22 protein-coding genes are annotated in these 16,510 nt (G+C 66.1%); 12 read left to right on the plus strand and 10 right to left on the minus strand.

The features are described 5' to 3' along the window. A partial coding sequence (locus AC1RMY_RS23890) for a HAMP domain-containing protein (RefSeq protein ID WP_492868846.1) occupies positions 1-968 on the minus strand: 968 nt, incomplete at its 3' end. Between the two features lie 290 nt (positions 969-1,258). Here AC1RMY_RS23890 and AC1RMY_RS23895 point away from each other — a divergent pair. Beyond that, the gene (locus tag AC1RMY_RS23895) at positions 1,259-2,266 is read left to right on the plus strand and encodes a complex I NDUFA9 subunit family protein (protein WP_492868848.1); all 1,008 of its coding nucleotides are present in this window, start codon (positions 1,259-1,261) and stop codon (positions 2,264-2,266) included. A gap of 25 nt (positions 2,267-2,291) precedes the next feature. Next, on the plus strand, positions 2,292-2,963 hold the full coding sequence (locus tag AC1RMY_RS23900; RefSeq protein WP_492868849.1) for an HAD family hydrolase: 672 nt from the start codon (positions 2,292-2,294) through the stop codon (positions 2,961-2,963). Between the two features lie 4 nt (positions 2,964-2,967). Here the strand turns inward: AC1RMY_RS23900 and AC1RMY_RS23905 are convergent, their stop codons facing one another. Beyond that, positions 2,968-3,963 (minus strand): 2-hydroxyacid dehydrogenase, encoded by a 996-nt coding sequence (locus AC1RMY_RS23905; protein ID WP_492868850.1) that lies wholly within the window; start codon positions 3,961-3,963, stop codon positions 2,968-2,970. Positions 3,964-4,147: 184 nt separating this feature from the next. Between AC1RMY_RS23905 and AC1RMY_RS23910 the strand changes: the two genes are divergently transcribed. Next, a complete protein-coding gene (locus AC1RMY_RS23910) occupies positions 4,148-4,696 on the plus strand; it encodes an SH3 domain-containing protein (RefSeq protein ID WP_492868963.1) in 549 nt (182 codons plus the stop codon). Positions 4,697-4,738: 42 nt separating this feature from the next. Here the strand turns inward: AC1RMY_RS23910 and irr are convergent, their stop codons facing one another. Further along, positions 4,739-5,221 carry a Fur family transcriptional regulator Irr gene (irr, locus tag AC1RMY_RS23915; protein ID WP_492868852.1) on the minus strand — a complete coding sequence of 161 codons (483 nt, stop codon included), beginning with the start codon at positions 5,219-5,221 and terminating at the stop codon, positions 4,739-4,741. A 226-nt stretch (positions 5,222-5,447) separates the two neighbouring features. Between irr and fabA the strand changes: the two genes are divergently transcribed. From fabA to AC1RMY_RS23950, 7 genes are all read left to right on the plus strand, one after another. Beyond that, entirely contained in the window at positions 5,448-5,960 is a 513-nt protein-coding gene (gene fabA, locus AC1RMY_RS23920; RefSeq protein WP_492868854.1) for a 3-hydroxyacyl-[acyl-carrier-protein] dehydratase FabA, read from the plus strand. 230 nt (positions 5,961-6,190) lie between these two features. Beyond that, entirely contained in the window at positions 6,191-7,417 is a 1,227-nt protein-coding gene (fabB, locus tag AC1RMY_RS23925; RefSeq protein ID WP_492868855.1) for a beta-ketoacyl-ACP synthase I, read from the plus strand. A 10-nt stretch (positions 7,418-7,427) separates the two neighbouring features. Further along, positions 7,428-7,700: a DUF3303 domain-containing protein gene (locus tag AC1RMY_RS23930; RefSeq protein ID WP_066719640.1), complete on the plus strand. Its 273-nt coding sequence runs from the start codon at positions 7,428-7,430 to the stop codon at positions 7,698-7,700. A 55-nt stretch (positions 7,701-7,755) separates the two neighbouring features. Beyond that, entirely contained in the window at positions 7,756-7,998 is a 243-nt protein-coding gene (locus AC1RMY_RS23935) for a type II toxin-antitoxin system VapB family antitoxin (RefSeq protein ID WP_492868857.1), read from the plus strand. Then, positions 7,995-8,405, plus strand: a complete 411-nt coding sequence (locus AC1RMY_RS23940) for a type II toxin-antitoxin system VapC family toxin (protein WP_492868859.1) — start codon at positions 7,995-7,997, stop codon at positions 8,403-8,405. Before AC1RMY_RS23935 ends, AC1RMY_RS23940 begins: the two co-directional genes overlap by 4 nt. A gap of 21 nt (positions 8,406-8,426) precedes the next feature. Next, the gene (gene fabI, locus AC1RMY_RS23945; RefSeq protein WP_492868861.1) at positions 8,427-9,260 is read left to right on the plus strand and encodes an enoyl-ACP reductase FabI; all 834 of its coding nucleotides are present in this window, start codon (positions 8,427-8,429) and stop codon (positions 9,258-9,260) included. Between the two features lie 50 nt (positions 9,261-9,310). After that, positions 9,311-9,556, plus strand: coding sequence for a DUF2188 domain-containing protein (locus AC1RMY_RS23950; RefSeq protein WP_492868863.1), 246 nt, complete (start codon positions 9,311-9,313; stop codon positions 9,554-9,556). A gap of 6 nt (positions 9,557-9,562) precedes the next feature. Here AC1RMY_RS23950 and AC1RMY_RS23955 read toward each other — a convergent pair whose 3' ends face one another. After that, positions 9,563-9,928, minus strand: coding sequence for a hypothetical protein (locus tag AC1RMY_RS23955; protein WP_492868865.1), 366 nt, complete (start codon positions 9,926-9,928; stop codon positions 9,563-9,565). A gap of 56 nt (positions 9,929-9,984) precedes the next feature. Beyond that, positions 9,985-10,851 (minus strand): SDR family oxidoreductase, encoded by an 867-nt coding sequence (locus tag AC1RMY_RS23960; RefSeq protein ID WP_492868867.1) that lies wholly within the window; start codon positions 10,849-10,851, stop codon positions 9,985-9,987. Between the two features lie 103 nt (positions 10,852-10,954). On the opposite strand from AC1RMY_RS23960, the gene AC1RMY_RS23965 reads away from it, so the two are divergent. Further along, positions 10,955-11,353, plus strand: coding sequence for a winged helix-turn-helix transcriptional regulator (locus AC1RMY_RS23965; RefSeq protein ID WP_492868869.1), 399 nt, complete (start codon positions 10,955-10,957; stop codon positions 11,351-11,353). 42 nt (positions 11,354-11,395) lie between these two features. On the opposite strand, the gene AC1RMY_RS23970 is transcribed toward AC1RMY_RS23965, so the two are convergent. Beyond that, the gene (locus AC1RMY_RS23970) at positions 11,396-12,628 is read right to left on the minus strand and encodes an argininosuccinate synthase (protein WP_492868871.1); all 1,233 of its coding nucleotides are present in this window, start codon (positions 12,626-12,628) and stop codon (positions 11,396-11,398) included. A gap of 253 nt (positions 12,629-12,881) precedes the next feature. On the opposite strand from AC1RMY_RS23970, the gene AC1RMY_RS23975 reads away from it, so the two are divergent. Further along, complete coding sequence (locus tag AC1RMY_RS23975) at positions 12,882-13,490, plus strand: 2-hydroxychromene-2-carboxylate isomerase (protein WP_492868872.1); 609 nt, start codon at positions 12,882-12,884, stop codon at positions 13,488-13,490. A 33-nt stretch (positions 13,491-13,523) separates the two neighbouring features. Here AC1RMY_RS23975 and AC1RMY_RS23980 read toward each other — a convergent pair whose 3' ends face one another. The 4 genes from AC1RMY_RS23980 to AC1RMY_RS23995 all read right to left on the minus strand — a co-directional run bounded on the left by AC1RMY_RS23980 (position 13,524) and on the right by AC1RMY_RS23995 (position 16,329). After that, on the minus strand, positions 13,524-13,790 hold the full coding sequence (locus AC1RMY_RS23980; RefSeq protein WP_492868874.1) for a hypothetical protein: 267 nt from the start codon (positions 13,788-13,790) through the stop codon (positions 13,524-13,526). A gap of 89 nt (positions 13,791-13,879) precedes the next feature. Continuing rightward, on the minus strand, positions 13,880-14,977 hold the full coding sequence (locus AC1RMY_RS23985; protein ID WP_492868876.1) for a M48 family metallopeptidase: 1,098 nt from the start codon (positions 14,975-14,977) through the stop codon (positions 13,880-13,882). Positions 14,978-15,011: 34 nt separating this feature from the next. Beyond that, positions 15,012-15,569: a LemA family protein gene (locus AC1RMY_RS23990; protein WP_492868878.1), complete on the minus strand. Its 558-nt coding sequence runs from the start codon at positions 15,567-15,569 to the stop codon at positions 15,012-15,014. A 94-nt stretch (positions 15,570-15,663) separates the two neighbouring features. Next, entirely contained in the window at positions 15,664-16,329 is a 666-nt protein-coding gene (locus AC1RMY_RS23995; RefSeq protein WP_492868880.1) for a sulfite oxidase-like oxidoreductase, read from the minus strand. Between the last annotated feature and the right edge of the window lie 181 nt (positions 16,330-16,510).

Here is a 16,510-nt window from a genome sequence, read left to right on the forward strand (position 1 = left end):
TTGATCTCGTTGATCCCGGCGACCAGCTTCTGCATCTGCTCGTCGGCCTGCTCGATCTGCAGACGCGCCGAGAAATCCCCCGCCGCCGCAGCAGACACGACCTCGCCGACATCCGTCACGACCGCCTCCATCGACTGCGCCCGGGCGAGGCGAGCGGCCGCAGCGGCCTGTTCCTGCTGCTGTAGCATCGCGACCTTTTCGCTGCTCTCTCGGAGCACGGCGACGGCCCGCGCCATGCCGCCGATCTCGTCGCTGCGCGTCGTGTGCGGCACCTCGACAGCGTTGTCACCAGCCGTCAGCCGATCCATCACGGCGCCGAGATCGAGCAGCGGCTTGATGATGGCACGCCGCGAAAAGGCCACGGCGCCTGCGATCGAGAGCCCCAGCAGCACGAGCAGGGCGACCGGCAGCAGGACGCGCAGCTTGCTCGTAAAGGCCGCCGCCTCTGCCGAGGACGCCTCACCCGCCTCCTCGTTGAAGCGGCTGAACGCGGAGAGCTCCTCGATCAGCACCGTCCGGTTGCGCCGGCTGGCCTCGCTGTTGCCCCAGGCATCGGCGGCGCGGCCGGATACTTCCAAAGCGAGCCGAGCGGTTTCGGCGCGGGTCGTGGCGAAATCGGCGACCAGCTTGCTGATCTTGTCGGTCCGCTCGCGCTCGCTGGCGGGAACGGTCGCAAGGAAGATCTTAAGCCGCTCGTCGACGCGACTCAGCCCCTTCTCGATCGCGGTGGCGGCATTCTTCGCCTCGTTGGGGTTGCGCGCCATATAGGCGAGGCGGGAATCCTCGCTGAGCTGATTGACGGCGACGTTCAGGCGTTCCGTGGCCAGCGTGATGTCGCCCTGGTCGGCCACGCGCTTGTTCGTCGTTTCCAGCGCGGAAATGCCGACGAGCGCTCCTGCGAGCGCGATGACGGCTCCGATGGCGACAATACCTATCAGACCGAGGATCTTGTCCCGAATTGACTTCATCATACACCCCCGGCGTAGGCCATAGATAGATTCCATGCGTTTTACGGGGTGTAACTGAAGGCCGGGTTAAGTTTGGCCCGGACATAAGAGGAACATTCAAGGTTTCTCGTCGAAATGCTGGGGTTTTTCCTTTTATTGTGCCTCTTTCCTCGGCTTCGACTGCCCAAGGCGCGGGCAGGTGCCCAGTCCGCCCGAAGCGCGTCGTGTCGGCTGCGCGCCAAACGTCTTTCCAGAGCGGGGTGAAATGCTTTAGGAGGCTTCCAATCCATCGTGCGCGAGGCCAGCCGACAATGGCGAATGATCTGCCCCTTCCGAGCCAGCAACTCGTCACGGTTTTCGGCGGCTCCGGCTTCGCCGGCCGTCACGTCGTGCGGGCGCTTGTGAAGCGCGGCTATCGTGTCCGCGTCGCCGTGCGCCGGCCCGACCTTGCCGGCTTCCTGCAGCCGCTCGGAACTGTCGGCCAGATCCATGCCGTCCAGGCCAATCTGCGCTATCCGGCTTCGGTCGCGGCGGCGGTCAAGGGCGCGGACGCGGTCGTCAATCTGGTGGGCATCCTCCAGGAAGGCGGGCGACAGAGCTTCGCGAGCGTGCAGGCCAATGGTGCGCGCGCCGTGGCCCAAGCCTGCGCGGCCGCGGGCATTGGCCGTGTGGTGCATGTCTCGGCCATCGGTGCTGCACCCGATTCGCGCTCGCTCTATGCCCGCAGCAAGGCCGAAGGCGAGGCGGCGGTGCAGACTGCGGTGCCCGGCTCCGTCATTCTGCGTCCCTCCATCATGTTTGGACCGGAGGATGGCTTCTTCAATCGCTTCGCCTCGCTGGCGCGCATGCTGCCGGTGTTGCCGCTGGTCGGCGGCGGCGAGACCAAATTCCAGCCGGTCTTCGTCGGCGATGTCGCGGAAGCGGTCGCGCGCGCCGTCGATGGCGGCGTTGCCGGCGGGGTCTATGAGCTCGGCGGGCCGGAGGTGAAGAGCTTCCGCGAGCTCGTCGCCTATATTTGCACGGTCACGGATCGCAAGCCGCTGCTCGTCTCGCTGCCCTTCCCGCTGGCGCGGATACAGGCGCGCATCCTCGAGATCGTCAATACGCTGACGCTCGGGCTCCTGCCGGGGGCGCTGATGCTGACGCGCGATCAGGTGACCCTGCTCGAGAGCGACAATGTCGTTTCGCAGACAGCCGTCGCGGAGGGCCGCAGCTTCGAGGCGCTCGGCATCGCCCCGGTTTCGGCCGAGGCCGTCGTGCCGTCCTATCTCTGGCGCTTCCGCAAGACCGGGCAGTTCGACACCGCCCGCGCCGGCTGACGCCGCTGGACAGGTTAACGCGGCCATGCCCGATCTCGTCATCTATGATTGCGACGGCACGCTGATCGACACCGAGACGCTCTATGGCGAGGTCAGCCTCGCGGCCTGCCATGCGCTCGGCCTGACCGGGTGGACGCTCGACCATTATGTCGACAGCATCGTCGGCATCCCCTGGTCCGATGGCGTCAAGATCATCGAAGCTGCGCATGGCCGGGCGCTGCCCGCCGATTTCGAACAGAAGATCGAGGATGCGGTCGCGCTGCGACTCGAAACCGAACTGCGCGCCCTGCCGGGCGTGCGCGAGGCGCTCGATGCCATCGGAGGCCGCCGCTGCGTCGCCTCCTCGACGAGCCTCGCGCCGCTGCGGCGCAATCTCGCGATCACCGGGCTGATCGACCTGTTCGATCCGCACATCTTCTCCGCCTCGCAGGTCGCGCGCGGCAAGCCCCATCCCGACGTCTTCCTGCATGCGGCCGCGGAGATGGCTGTGCGGCCACAGGACTGCCTGGTGATCGAGGATTCCGTGCCGGGCGTGCTGGCGGCGCGGGCGGCCGGTATGCAGGTCGTCGGCTTCACCGGCGTCTCGCATGACAGGCAACGCAGTACCGCGCGGCTGGCGGAGGCCGGCGCGTTGGCTGTCATCGATGATTTCGCGCGTTGGCCGGACGTGGTCGCGGGGCTGCGCGCAGCAGCCTGACGTCTCAGAGCATACTGGGCAGCACGCGGTCCGGCGGCTTGTGGCCGTCCATGAAGGTCTTGATGTTGACGATGACCTTCTCGCCCATGTCGGCGCGGCCCTCATGCGTCGCCGAGCCCATATGGGGCAGCACCACGACGCGGTGATGGCGCGCGAGCTTGAGCAGGCGTGGATTGACGGCGGGTTCGCTCTCGAACACGTCGAGCCCCGCCCCGGCGAGTTCGCCCGCTTCCAGCATGCGCGACAGCGCTGTCTCGTCGACGATCTCGCCGCGCGCGGTGTTCACCAGAATGGCGTCGGGCTTCATCAGCTTCAGGCGCCGGGCCGAGAGCAGGTGATAGGTCGCCGGCGTATGCGGGCAGTTGACCGAGACGATGTCCATCCGCGCCAGCATCTGGTCGAGCGAATCCCAGTAGGTCGCGTCGAGCTTCTCCTCGATGCGCGAATCGAGGCGGCGGCGGTTGTGATAGTGGATCGAGAGGCCGAAGGCGGCGGCGCGGCGCGCCACGGCCTGGCCGATGCGGCCCATCCCGACGATGCCCAGCCGCTTGCCGGTGATGCGGCGGCCGAGCATCCAGGTCGGCGACCAGCCGTCCCATTCGTCGTCCGGAATAACGCGAGCGCCCTCGGCGATGCGCCGCGCCACCGCCAGGATCAGCGCGATCGTCATGTCGGCGGTGTCGTCGGTCAGGACGCCAGGCGTATTCGTCACGGTGATGCCGCGCTGCACAGCGCTGGCCACGTCGATATTGTCGACGCCGTTGCCGAAATTCGCGATGAGCCTGAGCTGATCGCCGGCCTGTGCGATCAGCGCGGCGTCGATCTTGTCCGTGATCGTCGGCACCAGCACGTCGGCGGTCTTGACCGCCTCGACCAGCGCGGCCTGGCTCATCGGCTTGTCGTCGACATTGAGACGCGCGTCGAACAATTCGCGCATGCGCGTCTCGACCACGGCAGGCAGCTTGCGCGTGACGACGACCAGCGGCTTTTTCTTCGTCATGGACGGCTCCCCCTCCGCTTCGGTCGCGCTCGCCGCCTTTTGGCCTCAACCCCTCATTAACCGCGGGGCTTCAGGAATGAGGACGGCGTGATCGCTCGGCTTCGCCCGATCTCTAAGTGGCGTGGCGGCGGATGACAACATGGCCCTTCGCCGGGGGCTCGATGCGATTTGCGGCGATGGCGGAATGGAGACCGGATTGATGGTGGGCTTGTCGAGACGTGGCGTTCTGGCCGGGCTGGCGCTGCTGGTGGCGCAGGCGGGAGCGGGCGCACAGGCTCAGGACATGCAGGCGGGGTCCGTCACGGGGTTGCCGGTGCCGCGCTATGTCAGCCTGAAGACCGATCGCGTGAACCTGCGCGAGGGTCCGTCCAAGGAACACCGCACCCGCTGGGTCTATCAGCGTGCCGGACTGCCGGTGGAGATCGTCGCGGAATTCGAGACATGGCGGCGCGTGCGCGACGCCGACGGCTCGGAAGGCTGGGTCCTGCACAGCCTGCTCTCCGGCCGCCGCACGGCGCTGATCGCACCCTGGTCCAAGGTCAAGGACGAGACCTTCACCTTGCGTAAGGAGGCTGATGAAGGTTCGGCCGTGGTGGCGCGCCTGCAGCCCGGCGTCATCGCCAATGTCGCCGCCTGCGCCAATTCATGGTGCCGGATCAGCGTCGCGAACACGCAAGGCTATCTCCGGCAGGACCGGCTTTGGGGTGTCTATCCCAACGAAAAGGTCGACTGAGGCGGCAGGGCGCCATGGCGCCCGCAATGCCTTGGCGGGCGCTCAGTTCGCCTGCTCGGGAGCGTCCGCGATCTTGCGCAGGCGCACCACGACATCGACGCGGGCGATCTCGTAGCCGGCCGGTGGCTCCGGCAGCGCTGCGACATCGACGGCCTCGGCCGGGATGTCGATCACCGTGTTCTCGCCGTCGACGACGAAGTGATGGTGTTCGCTGCTGTCGGTGTCGAAGAAGGTCTTGGCCCCGTCGATCGCCAGCTCGCGCAGCAGGCCGGCCTGTGTGAACTGGTGCAGCGTGTTGTAGATCGTCGCCAGCGAGACCGGGATCTTCTCCTTCATCGCCTCTTCATAGAGCATCTCGGCACTGATGTGCCGGTCGCCCCGGGCGAACAGGACCCAGCCGAGCGAGACGCGCTGGCGCGTCGGGCGCAGGCCCACGCGCCGCAGCCGCTCACGGATGTCGTGGAACGGGCAGCCCTTCCGTACGGTCGATCCATAGCCCTCGTTCTGGGAAATCAGATCGCTCATCGCTCCAGGCCGGGCCTTTCTCGAATGGTTGCGCCGACGGTGGCGCAGGCGCTTGTTTAGATTTGATGTAAGGCTTCAGGCCTGTGCTCGCAAGCTTTGCCGGTCCGTGCGGGCGCACGCATCCCGAAAAGGGCTCCATCCCCGCCCTTTCGTTTCGCCACGGCGGCGTGTTAGGCACTGCGCTGAGATCGCCGCTGGCAGCGGCCGGAATGGAGCGGACTGGGTTATGCAGCGGCAATCGTCTTTCAGCTACGAGGAGATCCTCGCCTGTGGTCGCGGGGAGCTGTTCGGGCCGGGCAATGCGCAACTGCCGCTGCCGCCGATGCTGATGTTCGACCGCATCACCGAAATCGCGGAAGATGGCGGCCCCCACGGCAAGGGCTTTGTTCGCGCCGAGTTCGATATCAAGCCCGATCTCTGGTTCTTCGATTGCCACTTCAAGGGCGATCCGGTGATGCCGGGCTGCCTCGGGCTGGATGCGCTCTGGCAGCTCACCGGCTTCTTCCTCGGCTGGCTCGGCCTTCCCGGCCGTGGCCGCGCGCTCGGGGTCGGCGAGGTCAAGTTCGCCGACCAGGTGCTGCCGTCGGTCAAGCAGGTCGTCTATGGCGTTGAGTTCAAGCGCGTCTTCAAGTCGAAGCTGGTGCTCGGCATCGCCGATGGCTGGCTCGAGGCGGATGGAAAGCGCATCTATACGGTCAGCGACATGCGTGTCGGCCTGTTCAAGCCTGAAGCGGCATAGGTCACGCTACATCGGGCCGACCGCCCGATGTGAAAGCGTGACCGTCCATTTGGAGATGAGCATCGCTGACGTGGAAAACCGGTTCCCACTTTTCCACGCGATGCTCTAGGAAAAAGCAGCGGCGCGACCTTGCGTCCCTGGTCCGCGCGGTCCATTTGCGCGGGAACGATATCGAAGCGCCGGAGCCGTCAAGGGCCCGCCAGCGCCCAATAGCAGCCGGAGTCAAAAGCATGAGACGCGTGGTGGTCACCGGGATGGGCATCGTCTCATCGATCGGCAACAATACGCAGGAAGTGCTCTCCTCCCTGCATGAGGCGAAATCCGGCATCTCCTTCATGCCCGAATTTGCCGAGCATGGTTTCCGCAGCCAGGTAGCCGGCGTGCCCTCGCTCGACCCCGCGACCGTGCTCGACCGGCGCGCCATGCGCTTCCATGGTGGCGGTTCGGCTTGGAACCAGGTCGCGATGGAGCAGGCGATCCTCGATTCCGGGCTCGAGCCGGCCGAGATCAGCCATGACCGGACCGGTATCATCATGGGCTCGGGCGGTCCGTCCACTCGCGCCTTGATCGACGCTTACGACAAGGCGCGCGAGAGCGGCTCCTCCAAGAAGGTCGGCCCCTTCGCTGTGCCCAAGGGCATGTCCTCGACCGCCTCGGCGACGCTGGCGACCTGGTTCAAGATCAAGGGCGTCAACTATTCGATCTCCTCGGCCTGTGCGACCTCGAACCACTGCATCGGCAATGCCTATGAGCTGATCCAGTGGGGCAAGCAGGACGTGATCTTCGCCGGCGGCTGCGAGGAGCTGGACTGGACGCTCTCGGTGCTGTTCGACGCCATGGGCGCGATGTCGACCGACTACAACGAGGCGGCGGCACGGGCTTCGCGCGCCTATGACGTCAACCGCGACGGCTTCGTCATCGCCGGCGGGGCCGGTGTCGTCGTGCTCGAGGAACTCGAGCACGCCAGGGCGCGCGGTGCGAAGATCTATGGCGAGATCGTCGGCTATGGCGCGACCTCGGACGGTTACGATATGGTCGCCCCCTCGGGGGAAGGCGCGGTGCGCTGCATGAAGATGGCGCTCGAAGGCGTCAAGGCGAAGGTCGACTACATCAACCCGCACGGCACCTCGACCCCGGTGGGCGACGCCAAGGAGATCGAGGCGATCCGCGAGGTCTTCGGCGCCGGCGAGAAGAGCCCGCCGATCTCGGCCACCAAGTCGCTCACCGGCCATTCGCTCGGCGCCACCGGCGTGCAGGAGGCGATCTACTCGCTGCTGATGCTGAATAACGACTTCATCTGCGAGAGCGCCCATATCGATGAACTCGACCCGGCCTTCGCCGACATGCCGATCGTGCGCAAGCGCATCGACAATGCGGGCTTGGGCTGCGTGCTCTCCAACTCCTTCGGCTTTGGCGGCACCAACGCCACCATCGTGATGAAGAAGCTCGAAGCCTGAGGACGCGACGATGCTCTTCATGGTGATCGAGCATTTCGACCAGGCGCGGGTGAAGGAGATCTACGCCCGCTTCCACGAGAAGGGCCGGATGATGCCGGACGGCCTGACCTATGTCGACAGCTGGATCTCCGCCGACTTCGCGCGCTGCTTCCAGGTGATGCAATGCGACGACGTCACCAAGCTGCAGGAATGGGTTCTCGCCTGGGGCGATCTCGCCCGCTTCGAGATCGTGCCGCTGGCCTCGTCCAAGGACACGGCGGCGGCGGTCAAGAAGCACCTGTAGCGTGACGGGTGGCGTCTAGACGATTATTGTGTTCGTCTAGACGAAGGAGGCGGGCTTGGCATTCCATATTCGCGACGAGCAGACCGATCGGGCGGTACGGGATCTGGCAGCCCGAAGGGGCGTCAGCCTGACCGAGGCCGTACGCGATGCAGTCCAGGGCGAACTCGCCAGGATGGACGAAGACAAACGCCCGATGCTGGAGCGGATCAGAGATATTCAGGAACGCGTCGCATCCTACCCCAGGACGGGCCTGAAAGCGGACAAGTCATTCTACGATTGTCTGTCGGGTGACGAATGATCTTCGTCGATGCGACGGCCATCGTCGCTTTCATTCTTGCCGAACCGGAGGCTGCGAAACTGGCATCGGCTCTCGATCAGGGCGACGATGCCTTTACATCGCCCATTGCCGTTTATGAGGCGTCTCTTGCGGTGGCCCGCATGGCCGCGGTGCCGGTCTCCATTGCCCAAACGGATGTAAGGCAGCTTCTACGACGCATGGCGATCAGCATTTTGGCGATCGACGACGATCAGGCCGCGCTGGCTCTCGCTGCGTTCGAGCGCTTTGGAAAAGGGCGGCATCCAGCCGCCCTCAATATGGGCGACTGCTTCGCCTATGCCAGCACTGCGTCGCGAGACGCGCGCATTTTGTTCAAGGGCAATGATTTCGGCCAAACCGACTTGCCTTCCGCTCTGTCCGCCTCCTGACAATAGAATCGAACGGTCCCCATGCTCCCTCTGATGCACAACAAGCGCGGCCTCGTCATGGGCGTCGCCAACCAGAATTCGATCGCCTGGGGCATTGCCAAGACGCTCCACGCCCATGGCGCCGAGATGGCCTTCACCTATCAGGGCGATGCGCTCGGCAAGCGGGTGAAGCCGCTGGCCGCAAGCGTCGGCTCGAAGCTCGTCATCCCCTGCGATGTCGAGGATATCGCGACGGTCGATGCGGCCTTCGCCGCGATCGACGAGGCCTGGGGCGGCGATCCCGAGCGGAACACGTTGGACTTTATCGTCCATGCCATCGGTTTCTCCGACAAGAACGAGCTCAAGGGGCTCTATGCCGACACCAGCCGCGACAACTTCTCACGCACCATGGTGATCTCCTGCTTCTCCTTCACCGAGGCGGCGAAGCGCGCGGCCGAGCGCATGCCCAAGGGCGGCAGCATGATCACGCTGACCTATGGCGGTTCGACCAGGATCATGCCGAACTACAACGTCATGGGCGTCGCCAAGGCGGCTCTGGAAGCGAGCGTGCGCTATCTCGCGGGCGATTTCGGCCCGCGCGGCATCCGCGTCAACGCGCTCTCACCCGGGCCGGTGCGGACGCTCGCCGGCGCCGGCATCTCCGATGCGCGCGCGATGTATTCCTGGCAGCGCGCCAATTCGCCCCTGCGCAAGTCCGTTTCTCTGGAGGAGATCGGTGGTTCGGCGCTATATTATCTCTCGGACCTCTCCGGTGGCGTCACCGGTGACATCCACCATGTCGATGCCGGCTACCATATCACCTCGATGCCAGCGCTCGATGGTCTGCGTGCCGCCGACGCCGGCAATGCCGAGTAGCGGAACCGTCGGCGCGCACCGCGGTTCTCTGCTCAAGCAGGGAGAACGCGATGGTCACGGTCAGGTATGAAATCGTCGAGCATGACGGCGGCTGGGCCTACAAGGTCGGCGCGGCCTTGTCGGAAACCTTCCGGTCCCATGACGCCGCGCTGAAGGCGGCGACGGCTGCCGCCGCGCGCCAGACGCTCGCCGGCCAGACGGACGGGATCGTCTACCAGGACGAAAACGGCCAGTGGCACGAGGAGGTGGCCGATGGCCGCGACCGCCCGGCGACGCGGGTCGTCGACCAGCCCTGACCTTTCCTATCGCGCGGTGAAGAAGGTCAGCAGCACCTTGTCCTTCTCGCCCAGCAGGCAGAGGAAGCGGCGCGGCTTGTCGGAACGGTCGGTCCGCAGATAGGCCTCGGCCATGATGATGCGCGTGACCGGCGTGTCCTCGACCTTCGTCTCCGAGACGGCGATGGTCGCGCCGTCCTCGTCGACATAGATGTCCTTGATGTCGGGCTCACGGGCCGAGAGCGTGCTGAGCGCCGCATTCTTGCAGAGCGCGACGGCGGGCGAGGCCGGCTTCTCGGCCGGTGCGCCGGAGGTCGGCCCCGCTGTCTGGGCCTGCGCCGTCGCGGCGAGCAGGGCACCGGCAAGCAGGGTGGTCGGAAACAGGCGGATCATGGCGTGACCTCTCGGGGGCGGGTGCCTTCCAACGCCCGAGAGGCCGATTGGTTCGCTCAGTCGCGCAGCGCGTCCGCGATCGTCCTCGCGAAGGGCGTCGTCGGACGCCCGATCAGGCGCGACAGCGTCCGCGTCTCGTCGTCGAGGGCGCCCTTGGCCGCCGCCGCATCGGACTCGGCGATCAGAGCCGCGAAACCCTCCGGCAGGCCGGCGCCCAGGAGCGCGGCCGCATACTGCGCTTCGGGCATGTCGACATAGGGGATCGTCTTGCCGGTCTGGCGCGACAGCTCGGCAGCGAATTCCGCCAGCGAATAGGAGCTGTCTCCGGCGAGTTCATGCACGACCCGCGGGCCTTCGTCGGAGACAAGCGCGACCGCCGCCGCCTCGGCATAGTCGATGCGGGCGGCGCTCGCGATGCGACCCTGGCCGGCGCTGCCGATGAAGGCGCCGTGCGCCAGGGCGGGCGGGATCGAGGCTGTGTAGTTTTCCGTGTACCAGCCATTGCGCAGGAAGCTGTGCGGCAGTCCGGATTCGGCGATGGCCGCCTCGGTCTCGCGATGCTCCGCGGCGAGGCCCAGCGGCGAGGTGTCCGCGCGCAGCACGCTCGTATAGGCGATCCGCGATACGCTGGCCAGCTTGGCGGCCGAAATCGCGTTGCGGTGCTGGGGGGTGCGCTGGCCGACGGCGTTCGACGAGATCAGCAAAAGCCGCTCGATGCCCGCGAAAGCGGTGGCCAGCTCCTGAGGCTGATCGTAGTCGCCCTTCCGGACCACGACGCCCTCGGGGAACAGCCCGGCGGCCTTCGCGGGATCGCGGACGATGGCCGCCACGGCGGAGGCGCCGACGCGCGCGGCCACAGCCGCGACGACGAGGCGGCCGAGCTGGCCGCTGGCGCCGGTGACGGCATAAAGGGGATTGGACATGGGAAACTCCGGTCTCATGTGGTAACTCGGTCTCAGATAGAGACTACGAGAGGCCGGCGGAAGACGGCACTTTCGTGTCACCAGGTTACCGTGGAGGAACCCGATGGATGCCTGCGAGGCGCTCGGCGCCAAATTCGAACTCTGGCAGACGCTGCAACTCGACCCGGACAGTTGCCCGGTCCGCGGGCTGCTGGACAAGATCGGCGACCGCTGGTCGACCCTTCTGATCTGCAGCCTCGCGGCCGGCCCCAGGCGCTTCAGCGCGCTGCACCGCCAGATCCCGGACATCTCCAAGCGGATGCTGACGCAGACCCTGCGGACCCTGGAGGCGGATGGCCTCGTCCATCGCGACGTCCAGCCCACCGTTCCACCGAGCGTGACCTATTCGCTGACGCCGCTCGGGCGCAGCTTCGCCGGCCCGCTGCTCGGCCTCGTCGAGTGGGCGGAGGCGCATTTCCCGACCGTGCTGCAGACGCGGGCGGAAACGAAAAGGGCCGCCTGAGGGGCGGCCCGTGATCGAGACGTCGAAGTCCGGAAGCCTCGCTCAGAGGCCGAGCTTCTTCTTGCGCTGGCCGAGCGTGCGCAGGCGCAGCGCGTTCAGCTTGATGAAGCCGGCCGCGTCACGGTGGTCATAGGCGACGGCGCCTTCCTCGAAGGTCACGAGATCCTGATCGTAGAGCGAATAGGGGCTGGAACGGCCGACGACGTGGACGCCACCCTTGTAGAGCTTGAGGCGGACCTGGCCGGTGACGAACTCCTGGCTCTTGTCGATCAGCGCCTGCAGCATCTCGCGCTCGGGCGAGAACCAGAAGCCGTTATAGATCAACTCCGCATATTGCGGCATGATCTGGTCCTTGAGATGGGCCGCGCCGCGATCGAGCGTGATCGACTCGATGGCGCGGTGGGCGGTGTGCAGGATCGTGCCGCCGGGCGTCTCGTACATGCCGCGCGACTTCATCCCGACGAAGCGGTTCTCGACCAGGTCGAGCCGGCCGATACCGTTGTCGCGGCCGAGATCGTTCAGTTTCGCCAGCAGGGTCGCGGGCGACATCTTCACGCCGTCGATGGCGGTCGCGTCGCCGGTCTCGAAATCGATCGTGATATAGGTCGGCTTGTCCGGCGCATCCTCCGGCGAGATCGTGCGCGAATAGACGTAATCCGGCACTTCCTGCGCCGGATCCTCCAGGACCTTGCCCTCGGAGGAGGCGTGCAGCAGGTTCGCGTCGACCGAGAAGGGCGCCTCGCCGCGCTTGTCCTTGGCGATCGGAATCTGGTGCTGCTCGGCGAAGGCGATCAGTTGCTCGCGCGAGCGCAGGTCCCACTCGCGCCAGGGCGCGATCACGACGACGTCGGGCTTCAGCGCATAGGCGGTCAACTCGAAGCGGACCTGGTCGTTGCCCTTGCCGGTGGCACCATGCGAGACGGCATCGGCGCCGACCTTTTCGGCGATCTCGATCAGCTTCTTGCCGATCAGCGGGCGGGCGATCGAGGTGCCCAGTAGATAGACGCCCTCATAGGCGGCATTCGCCCGGAACATCGGGAAGACGTAGTCGCGCACGAACTCTTCGCGCAGGTCCTCGATGAAGATGTTCTCCGGCTTGATGCCGAGCAGCAGCGCTTTGTCGCGCGCCGGGCCGAGTTCCTCGCCCTGGCCGAGATCGGCGGTGAAGGTGATGACCTCGCAGCCATAGGTGGTCTGCAGCCACTTCAGGATGATCGAGGTATCCAAGCCGCCGGAATAGGCGAGCACGACCTTCTTCACGCTTTTCTCGGTCATTTCTGTCATCTTCCTGCTGCTGCGCCAATCCGGTCTCGCGGGCCGCTTTTCGAACGCAATGGCGCACTATCCCAGCCCCGTAGGCGACGCAATCGGAACCTTCTGATCGATGTCGCGTCTTCGTGTGATGGATCGGTGTTGATGACGCCGGTCGGATGGCGCGTGGACATCCTCCGCACCTTGCGGTCGCGCATCGGGAGGCTCAGGCTCTGGATGCGCGACTTGAAACCTAGACGACCGACTCGGAGGCTGAATGCCGAATCGTCCTGTTCTGGACTTCTGGTATGAGTTCGCATCGCCCTATTCGTTCCTGAGCGCGCTGAGGATCGAACCGCTCGCCGAGGCAGCCGGGGTGAACCTGCGCTGGCGGCCGTTCTTGCTAGGGCCGATCTTCGCCGCCCAGGGCTGGTCGACCTCGCCTTTCGCGCTCTATCCGAGCAAGGGGCGTTACATGTGGCGCGACGTCGAGCGCCGCGCGGGCCGCAACGGCCTTAGTCTCGTCAAGCCCGAGACCTTCCCGCAGAACTCGCTGATCGCGGCCCGGCTCGCTCTGGCAGGGCGCGAGGCGGGCTGGCTGCCGGCCTTTTCCAAGGCGCTGTTCCGCGCCGGCTTCGGCGAGGGCCGCAACATCGCCGAGGAGGCGGTGCTCAGCGCGGCGTTGAAGGAGGCGGGGGCCGATCCCGGCATCGCCTTTCCCGCCTCGCGCAGCGAGGAGGTCAAAGGGAGACTGCGAGCAGAGATCGAGTACGCCAAGTCGCTAGGCATCTTCGGCGGCCCGACCTTCGTTACCGAGGATGGCGAACTGTTCTGGGGCGACGACCGGCTCGAAGAGGCGCTCGACTGGTCCCGGCACGGCCGCTGAGGGCGCCGGAGACCGCGGTCGGCGCCGGTGGCCTCAGCTTCGGTTGTTCGTCTTCCAGCATCCGGGGCTGCCGGGCGCCTTCCAGACGCCGTTCGCCTTGCATGTATTGAACGTCGTCGAACATGAGCGGGCGATGCAGCCGCTCGGATTGTTGCTCGCGCCCTGACATTTCTGTTCGCAGCTCGCGTTCAACTGTGAGCAGGAACTCTGCGCCATCTTGCACCCCTCTTGCGCAATGGCGGTATGCGGCGCCGCCGCGAGCATGAGCGAGCCGAGCAGGAATGCCGTCAGGTTCTTCATCGTCCACCTCCCTCTTCCCTAAGGGAAAGTTAACGCTAGGTCGTGGGCACAGTCACCGGGCGATGTCTTACCCATGATGGGATGCCCATCTAGGGGCTTGCGCTGCCGCCTCCGGGCGGTCGCGCCCACGGGCCACGTGCGGCCGGGTCGATATGCGCGGCCGATTCCTCGACCATCGTCTGCAGATCCTGCCGCTCCGCGACGCGGGGCGGGTGGGGCGGCATGGCAGGCATGCGCCCCCCGGCGGTTTCGACCAGCGCCTGCACGCGCTTGGTCACCGACGGGTGGGTCGAGAACAGGTCGGCGAAGTCGTCCGGATCGTTCTCGAAACACATGTCCATCACGCCGGACGGCACGCCTTCGATATCGGCGCGGCCGGCGATCTTGAGCAGCGCGGAGATCATCGCATCCGGGTTCTTGGTCAACTCGACGGCTCCCGCATCGGCGAGATATTCGCGCGAACGCGACAGCGACAGCCGGATCAGGACGGCCAGGAACCAAGACAGCGCGATCACGGCGAAGCCGATCAGGAGCGCGATCGCGCTGCCTTTCTTCGAATCGTCGGAAGAAAGCCTGATGCGGCTGCGTCCGAGGCCCCGGAACACCATCTCGCCGACCAGCGAGACGATGCCGGCGATGACCACGGCGATGATCATCAGCCTGACGTCGCCATTGCGGATATGGGTCAGCTCATGCGCGAGCACGGCCTCGACCTCGGCATCGTTAAGATGCGACAGGAGGCCGCTCGTCACGGTCACCGTGAACTGCTTGTCGTTGACGCCGCTGGCGAAGGCGTTGAGCGCCTCGCTCTCGACGATGGCGAGCTTGGGCACACTCAGCCCGCGCGAGATGCAGAGGTTCTCGAGCATGCGGTAGAGCTTGGGATTGTCGTCGCGCGCGAGTCCCGTCGCGCCCGCCATCGCGCCGATCAGCCCGACATTGACGCGAAAGCCGATGAAGACCCAGGCGCCGGCTGCGAGCGTGGTGAACGGCAGCATGGCCCAAAATTGCCGCCCAGCCTCGCCGAAGGCGGTTCTCCCGCGTGGCACGCCGCCATAGCCATAGAAGACCAGGAGCAGCCCCCACACCGTCAGATAGACCAGCGCGAACAGCCCCGCGATCAGAAAGCCCGACCTGATGCGGTTGTTGCGCATATGGGTGTAAAGCCCGAAAGCCTGGCCCACCATCGCCGCCGCCCCGTTCGTCGCCCGCGACCGGCGCTTAGAACTTCACGCTCGGCGCGACCTCGATCTGTCCCCGAACGGTCTCGCCGACATCGAAGAATTCGCGCTGGGTGAATCCCATCTGCGGCGCGAAGAACACCGCCGGGAAGGCCTGGATCGCGGCGTTGAACTCGCTGACGGCGTTGTTGAAGAAGCGCCGGGCAGCCGCGAGCTTGTCCTCGACATTGCCGAGATCGACCTGGAGCTGCTGGAAGTTCGCGCTTGCCTTGAGGTCGGGATAGGCCTCGCCCAGAGCCAGCAGCCGGCCGACAGCGCCCGAAAGCTGCTGCTCGGCGGCAGCCTTGTCATGCACGGTGCCGGCGCCCTGCGCGGCGTTGCGCGCGGCGATCACCGCATCGAGCGTGCTCTTTTCATGGGTGGCGTAGCCCTTCACGGTCTCGACCAGATTGGGAATGAGGTCGTGGCGCTGCTTGAGCTGCACGTCGATATCGGCGAAGGCCTGGTTGACCCGCTGTCGCATCGCGACGAGGCCGTTATAGGTCATGACCAGATAGATGGCGACGGCGGCGATCAGCCCCAAGACAACCCAGCCCATGGCGTGCTCCTCAAGCGCAGGCGAAACCCGGCGCGCAACCTTGCATGAAGGGCGACGTTGGGGAAGTCGAGCGGGCGAGGCTGTCCGCCGCGCCTCAATCCTCGCTGTAGCGTTCTTCCTGCCACGGGTCGCCGCGGTCGTGATAGCCGCGGACCTCCCAGAAGCCCGGCTGGTTGGCGAGCGTGAATTCGATCCGCTTCAGCCATTTCGCACTCTTCCAGAAATAGAGCTTCGGCAGCACGAGGCGCAGCGGCCCGCCATGCTCTGTCGGGATCGGCTTGCCCTCCCAGCGATGGGCCAGGATGGCGTCCTCGCTGGCGAAATCCTCCAGCGTCAGGTTCGTGGTGTAGCCGTCATAGGAATGCAGCACGACGAAGCCGGCCTCCGGCTTCGGGTGGACCAGATCAAGCAGGGTTCGCGTCGAAACGCCCTCCCAGCGGTTGTCGTAGCGCGACCAGGTCGTGACGCAGTGGATGTCGGAGACCTCGCTCGCCTGCGCCTGCGCCATCAAGTCCGCCCAGCGCCAGTGCTGGGGCTGTTCGACCGCACCGTCGATGTCGAGCGTCCAGCTGGACAGCGCGATCTCCGGCTGCAGCCCGAGATCGAGCACCGGCCAGTCCTTGACGAGATGCTGGCCGGGCGGCAGCCGCTCGCTCTCCGGCCGCGCCACGCGCCCGGTCAGGAACTTGCCCGTACGTGCCCAGGCCTGCTTGGTTCTCGTCAGCTTGGTGTCGACGGGTGTTTCGGGCTCGTCGGTCATGGTCGGCTCCTCGCGTGCCACCAGGGCGTCGATGAGTGCGGGCTGTTTTAAGGATCGCGATCACCGCAGGACTCCGCAAGGCCCGGGCCGGCGTTCTCCCCTTGCTCTAAGGCCTGTTTTCGCCTACATCGCGCCTGTCTGAAGGGCCGTGATCGATCACAGCCGGGGGCGGTCGCTCGAC

Source organism: Allobosea sp. GW822-FHT03F07, assembly GCF_058801345.1.

Excerpts from the sequence above, each read along its gene's own strand:
- AC1RMY_RS23895 (WP_492868848.1), top strand. The coding sequence starts at position 1,259 with ATGGCGAATGATCTGCCCCTTCCGAGCCAGCAACTCGTCACGGTTTTC.
- AC1RMY_RS23900 (WP_492868849.1), top strand. The coding sequence starts at position 2,292 with ATGCCCGATCTCGTCATCTATGATTGCGACGGCACGCTGATCGACACC.
- AC1RMY_RS23905 (WP_492868850.1), bottom strand. The coding sequence starts at position 3,963 with ATGACGAAGAAAAAGCCGCTGGTCGTCGTCACGCGCAAGCTGCCTGCC.
- AC1RMY_RS23910 (WP_492868963.1), top strand. The coding sequence starts at position 4,148 with ATGGAGACCGGATTGATGGTGGGCTTGTCGAGACGTGGCGTTCTGGCC.
- irr (WP_492868852.1), bottom strand. The coding sequence starts at position 5,221 with ATGAGCGATCTGATTTCCCAGAACGAGGGCTATGGATCGACCGTACGG.
- fabA (WP_492868854.1), top strand. The coding sequence starts at position 5,448 with ATGCAGCGGCAATCGTCTTTCAGCTACGAGGAGATCCTCGCCTGTGGT.
- fabB (WP_492868855.1), top strand. The coding sequence starts at position 6,191 with ATGAGACGCGTGGTGGTCACCGGGATGGGCATCGTCTCATCGATCGGC.
- AC1RMY_RS23930 (WP_066719640.1), top strand. The coding sequence starts at position 7,428 with ATGCTCTTCATGGTGATCGAGCATTTCGACCAGGCGCGGGTGAAGGAG.
- AC1RMY_RS23940 (WP_492868859.1), top strand. The coding sequence starts at position 7,995 with ATGATCTTCGTCGATGCGACGGCCATCGTCGCTTTCATTCTTGCCGAA.
- fabI (WP_492868861.1), top strand. The coding sequence starts at position 8,427 with ATGCTCCCTCTGATGCACAACAAGCGCGGCCTCGTCATGGGCGTCGCC.
- AC1RMY_RS23950 (WP_492868863.1), top strand. The coding sequence starts at position 9,311 with ATGGTCACGGTCAGGTATGAAATCGTCGAGCATGACGGCGGCTGGGCC.
- AC1RMY_RS23955 (WP_492868865.1), bottom strand. The coding sequence starts at position 9,928 with ATGATCCGCCTGTTTCCGACCACCCTGCTTGCCGGTGCCCTGCTCGCC.
- AC1RMY_RS23960 (WP_492868867.1), bottom strand. The coding sequence starts at position 10,851 with ATGTCCAATCCCCTTTATGCCGTCACCGGCGCCAGCGGCCAGCTCGGC.
- AC1RMY_RS23965 (WP_492868869.1), top strand. The coding sequence starts at position 10,955 with ATGGATGCCTGCGAGGCGCTCGGCGCCAAATTCGAACTCTGGCAGACG.
- AC1RMY_RS23970 (WP_492868871.1), bottom strand. The coding sequence starts at position 12,628 with ATGACCGAGAAAAGCGTGAAGAAGGTCGTGCTCGCCTATTCCGGCGGC.
- AC1RMY_RS23975 (WP_492868872.1), top strand. The coding sequence starts at position 12,882 with ATGCCGAATCGTCCTGTTCTGGACTTCTGGTATGAGTTCGCATCGCCC.
- AC1RMY_RS23980 (WP_492868874.1), bottom strand. The coding sequence starts at position 13,790 with ATGAAGAACCTGACGGCATTCCTGCTCGGCTCGCTCATGCTCGCGGCG.
- AC1RMY_RS23985 (WP_492868876.1), bottom strand. The coding sequence starts at position 14,977 with ATGGTGGGCCAGGCTTTCGGGCTTTACACCCATATGCGCAACAACCGC.
- AC1RMY_RS23990 (WP_492868878.1), bottom strand. The coding sequence starts at position 15,569 with ATGGGCTGGGTTGTCTTGGGGCTGATCGCCGCCGTCGCCATCTATCTG.
- AC1RMY_RS23995 (WP_492868880.1), bottom strand. The coding sequence starts at position 16,329 with ATGACCGACGAGCCCGAAACACCCGTCGACACCAAGCTGACGAGAACC.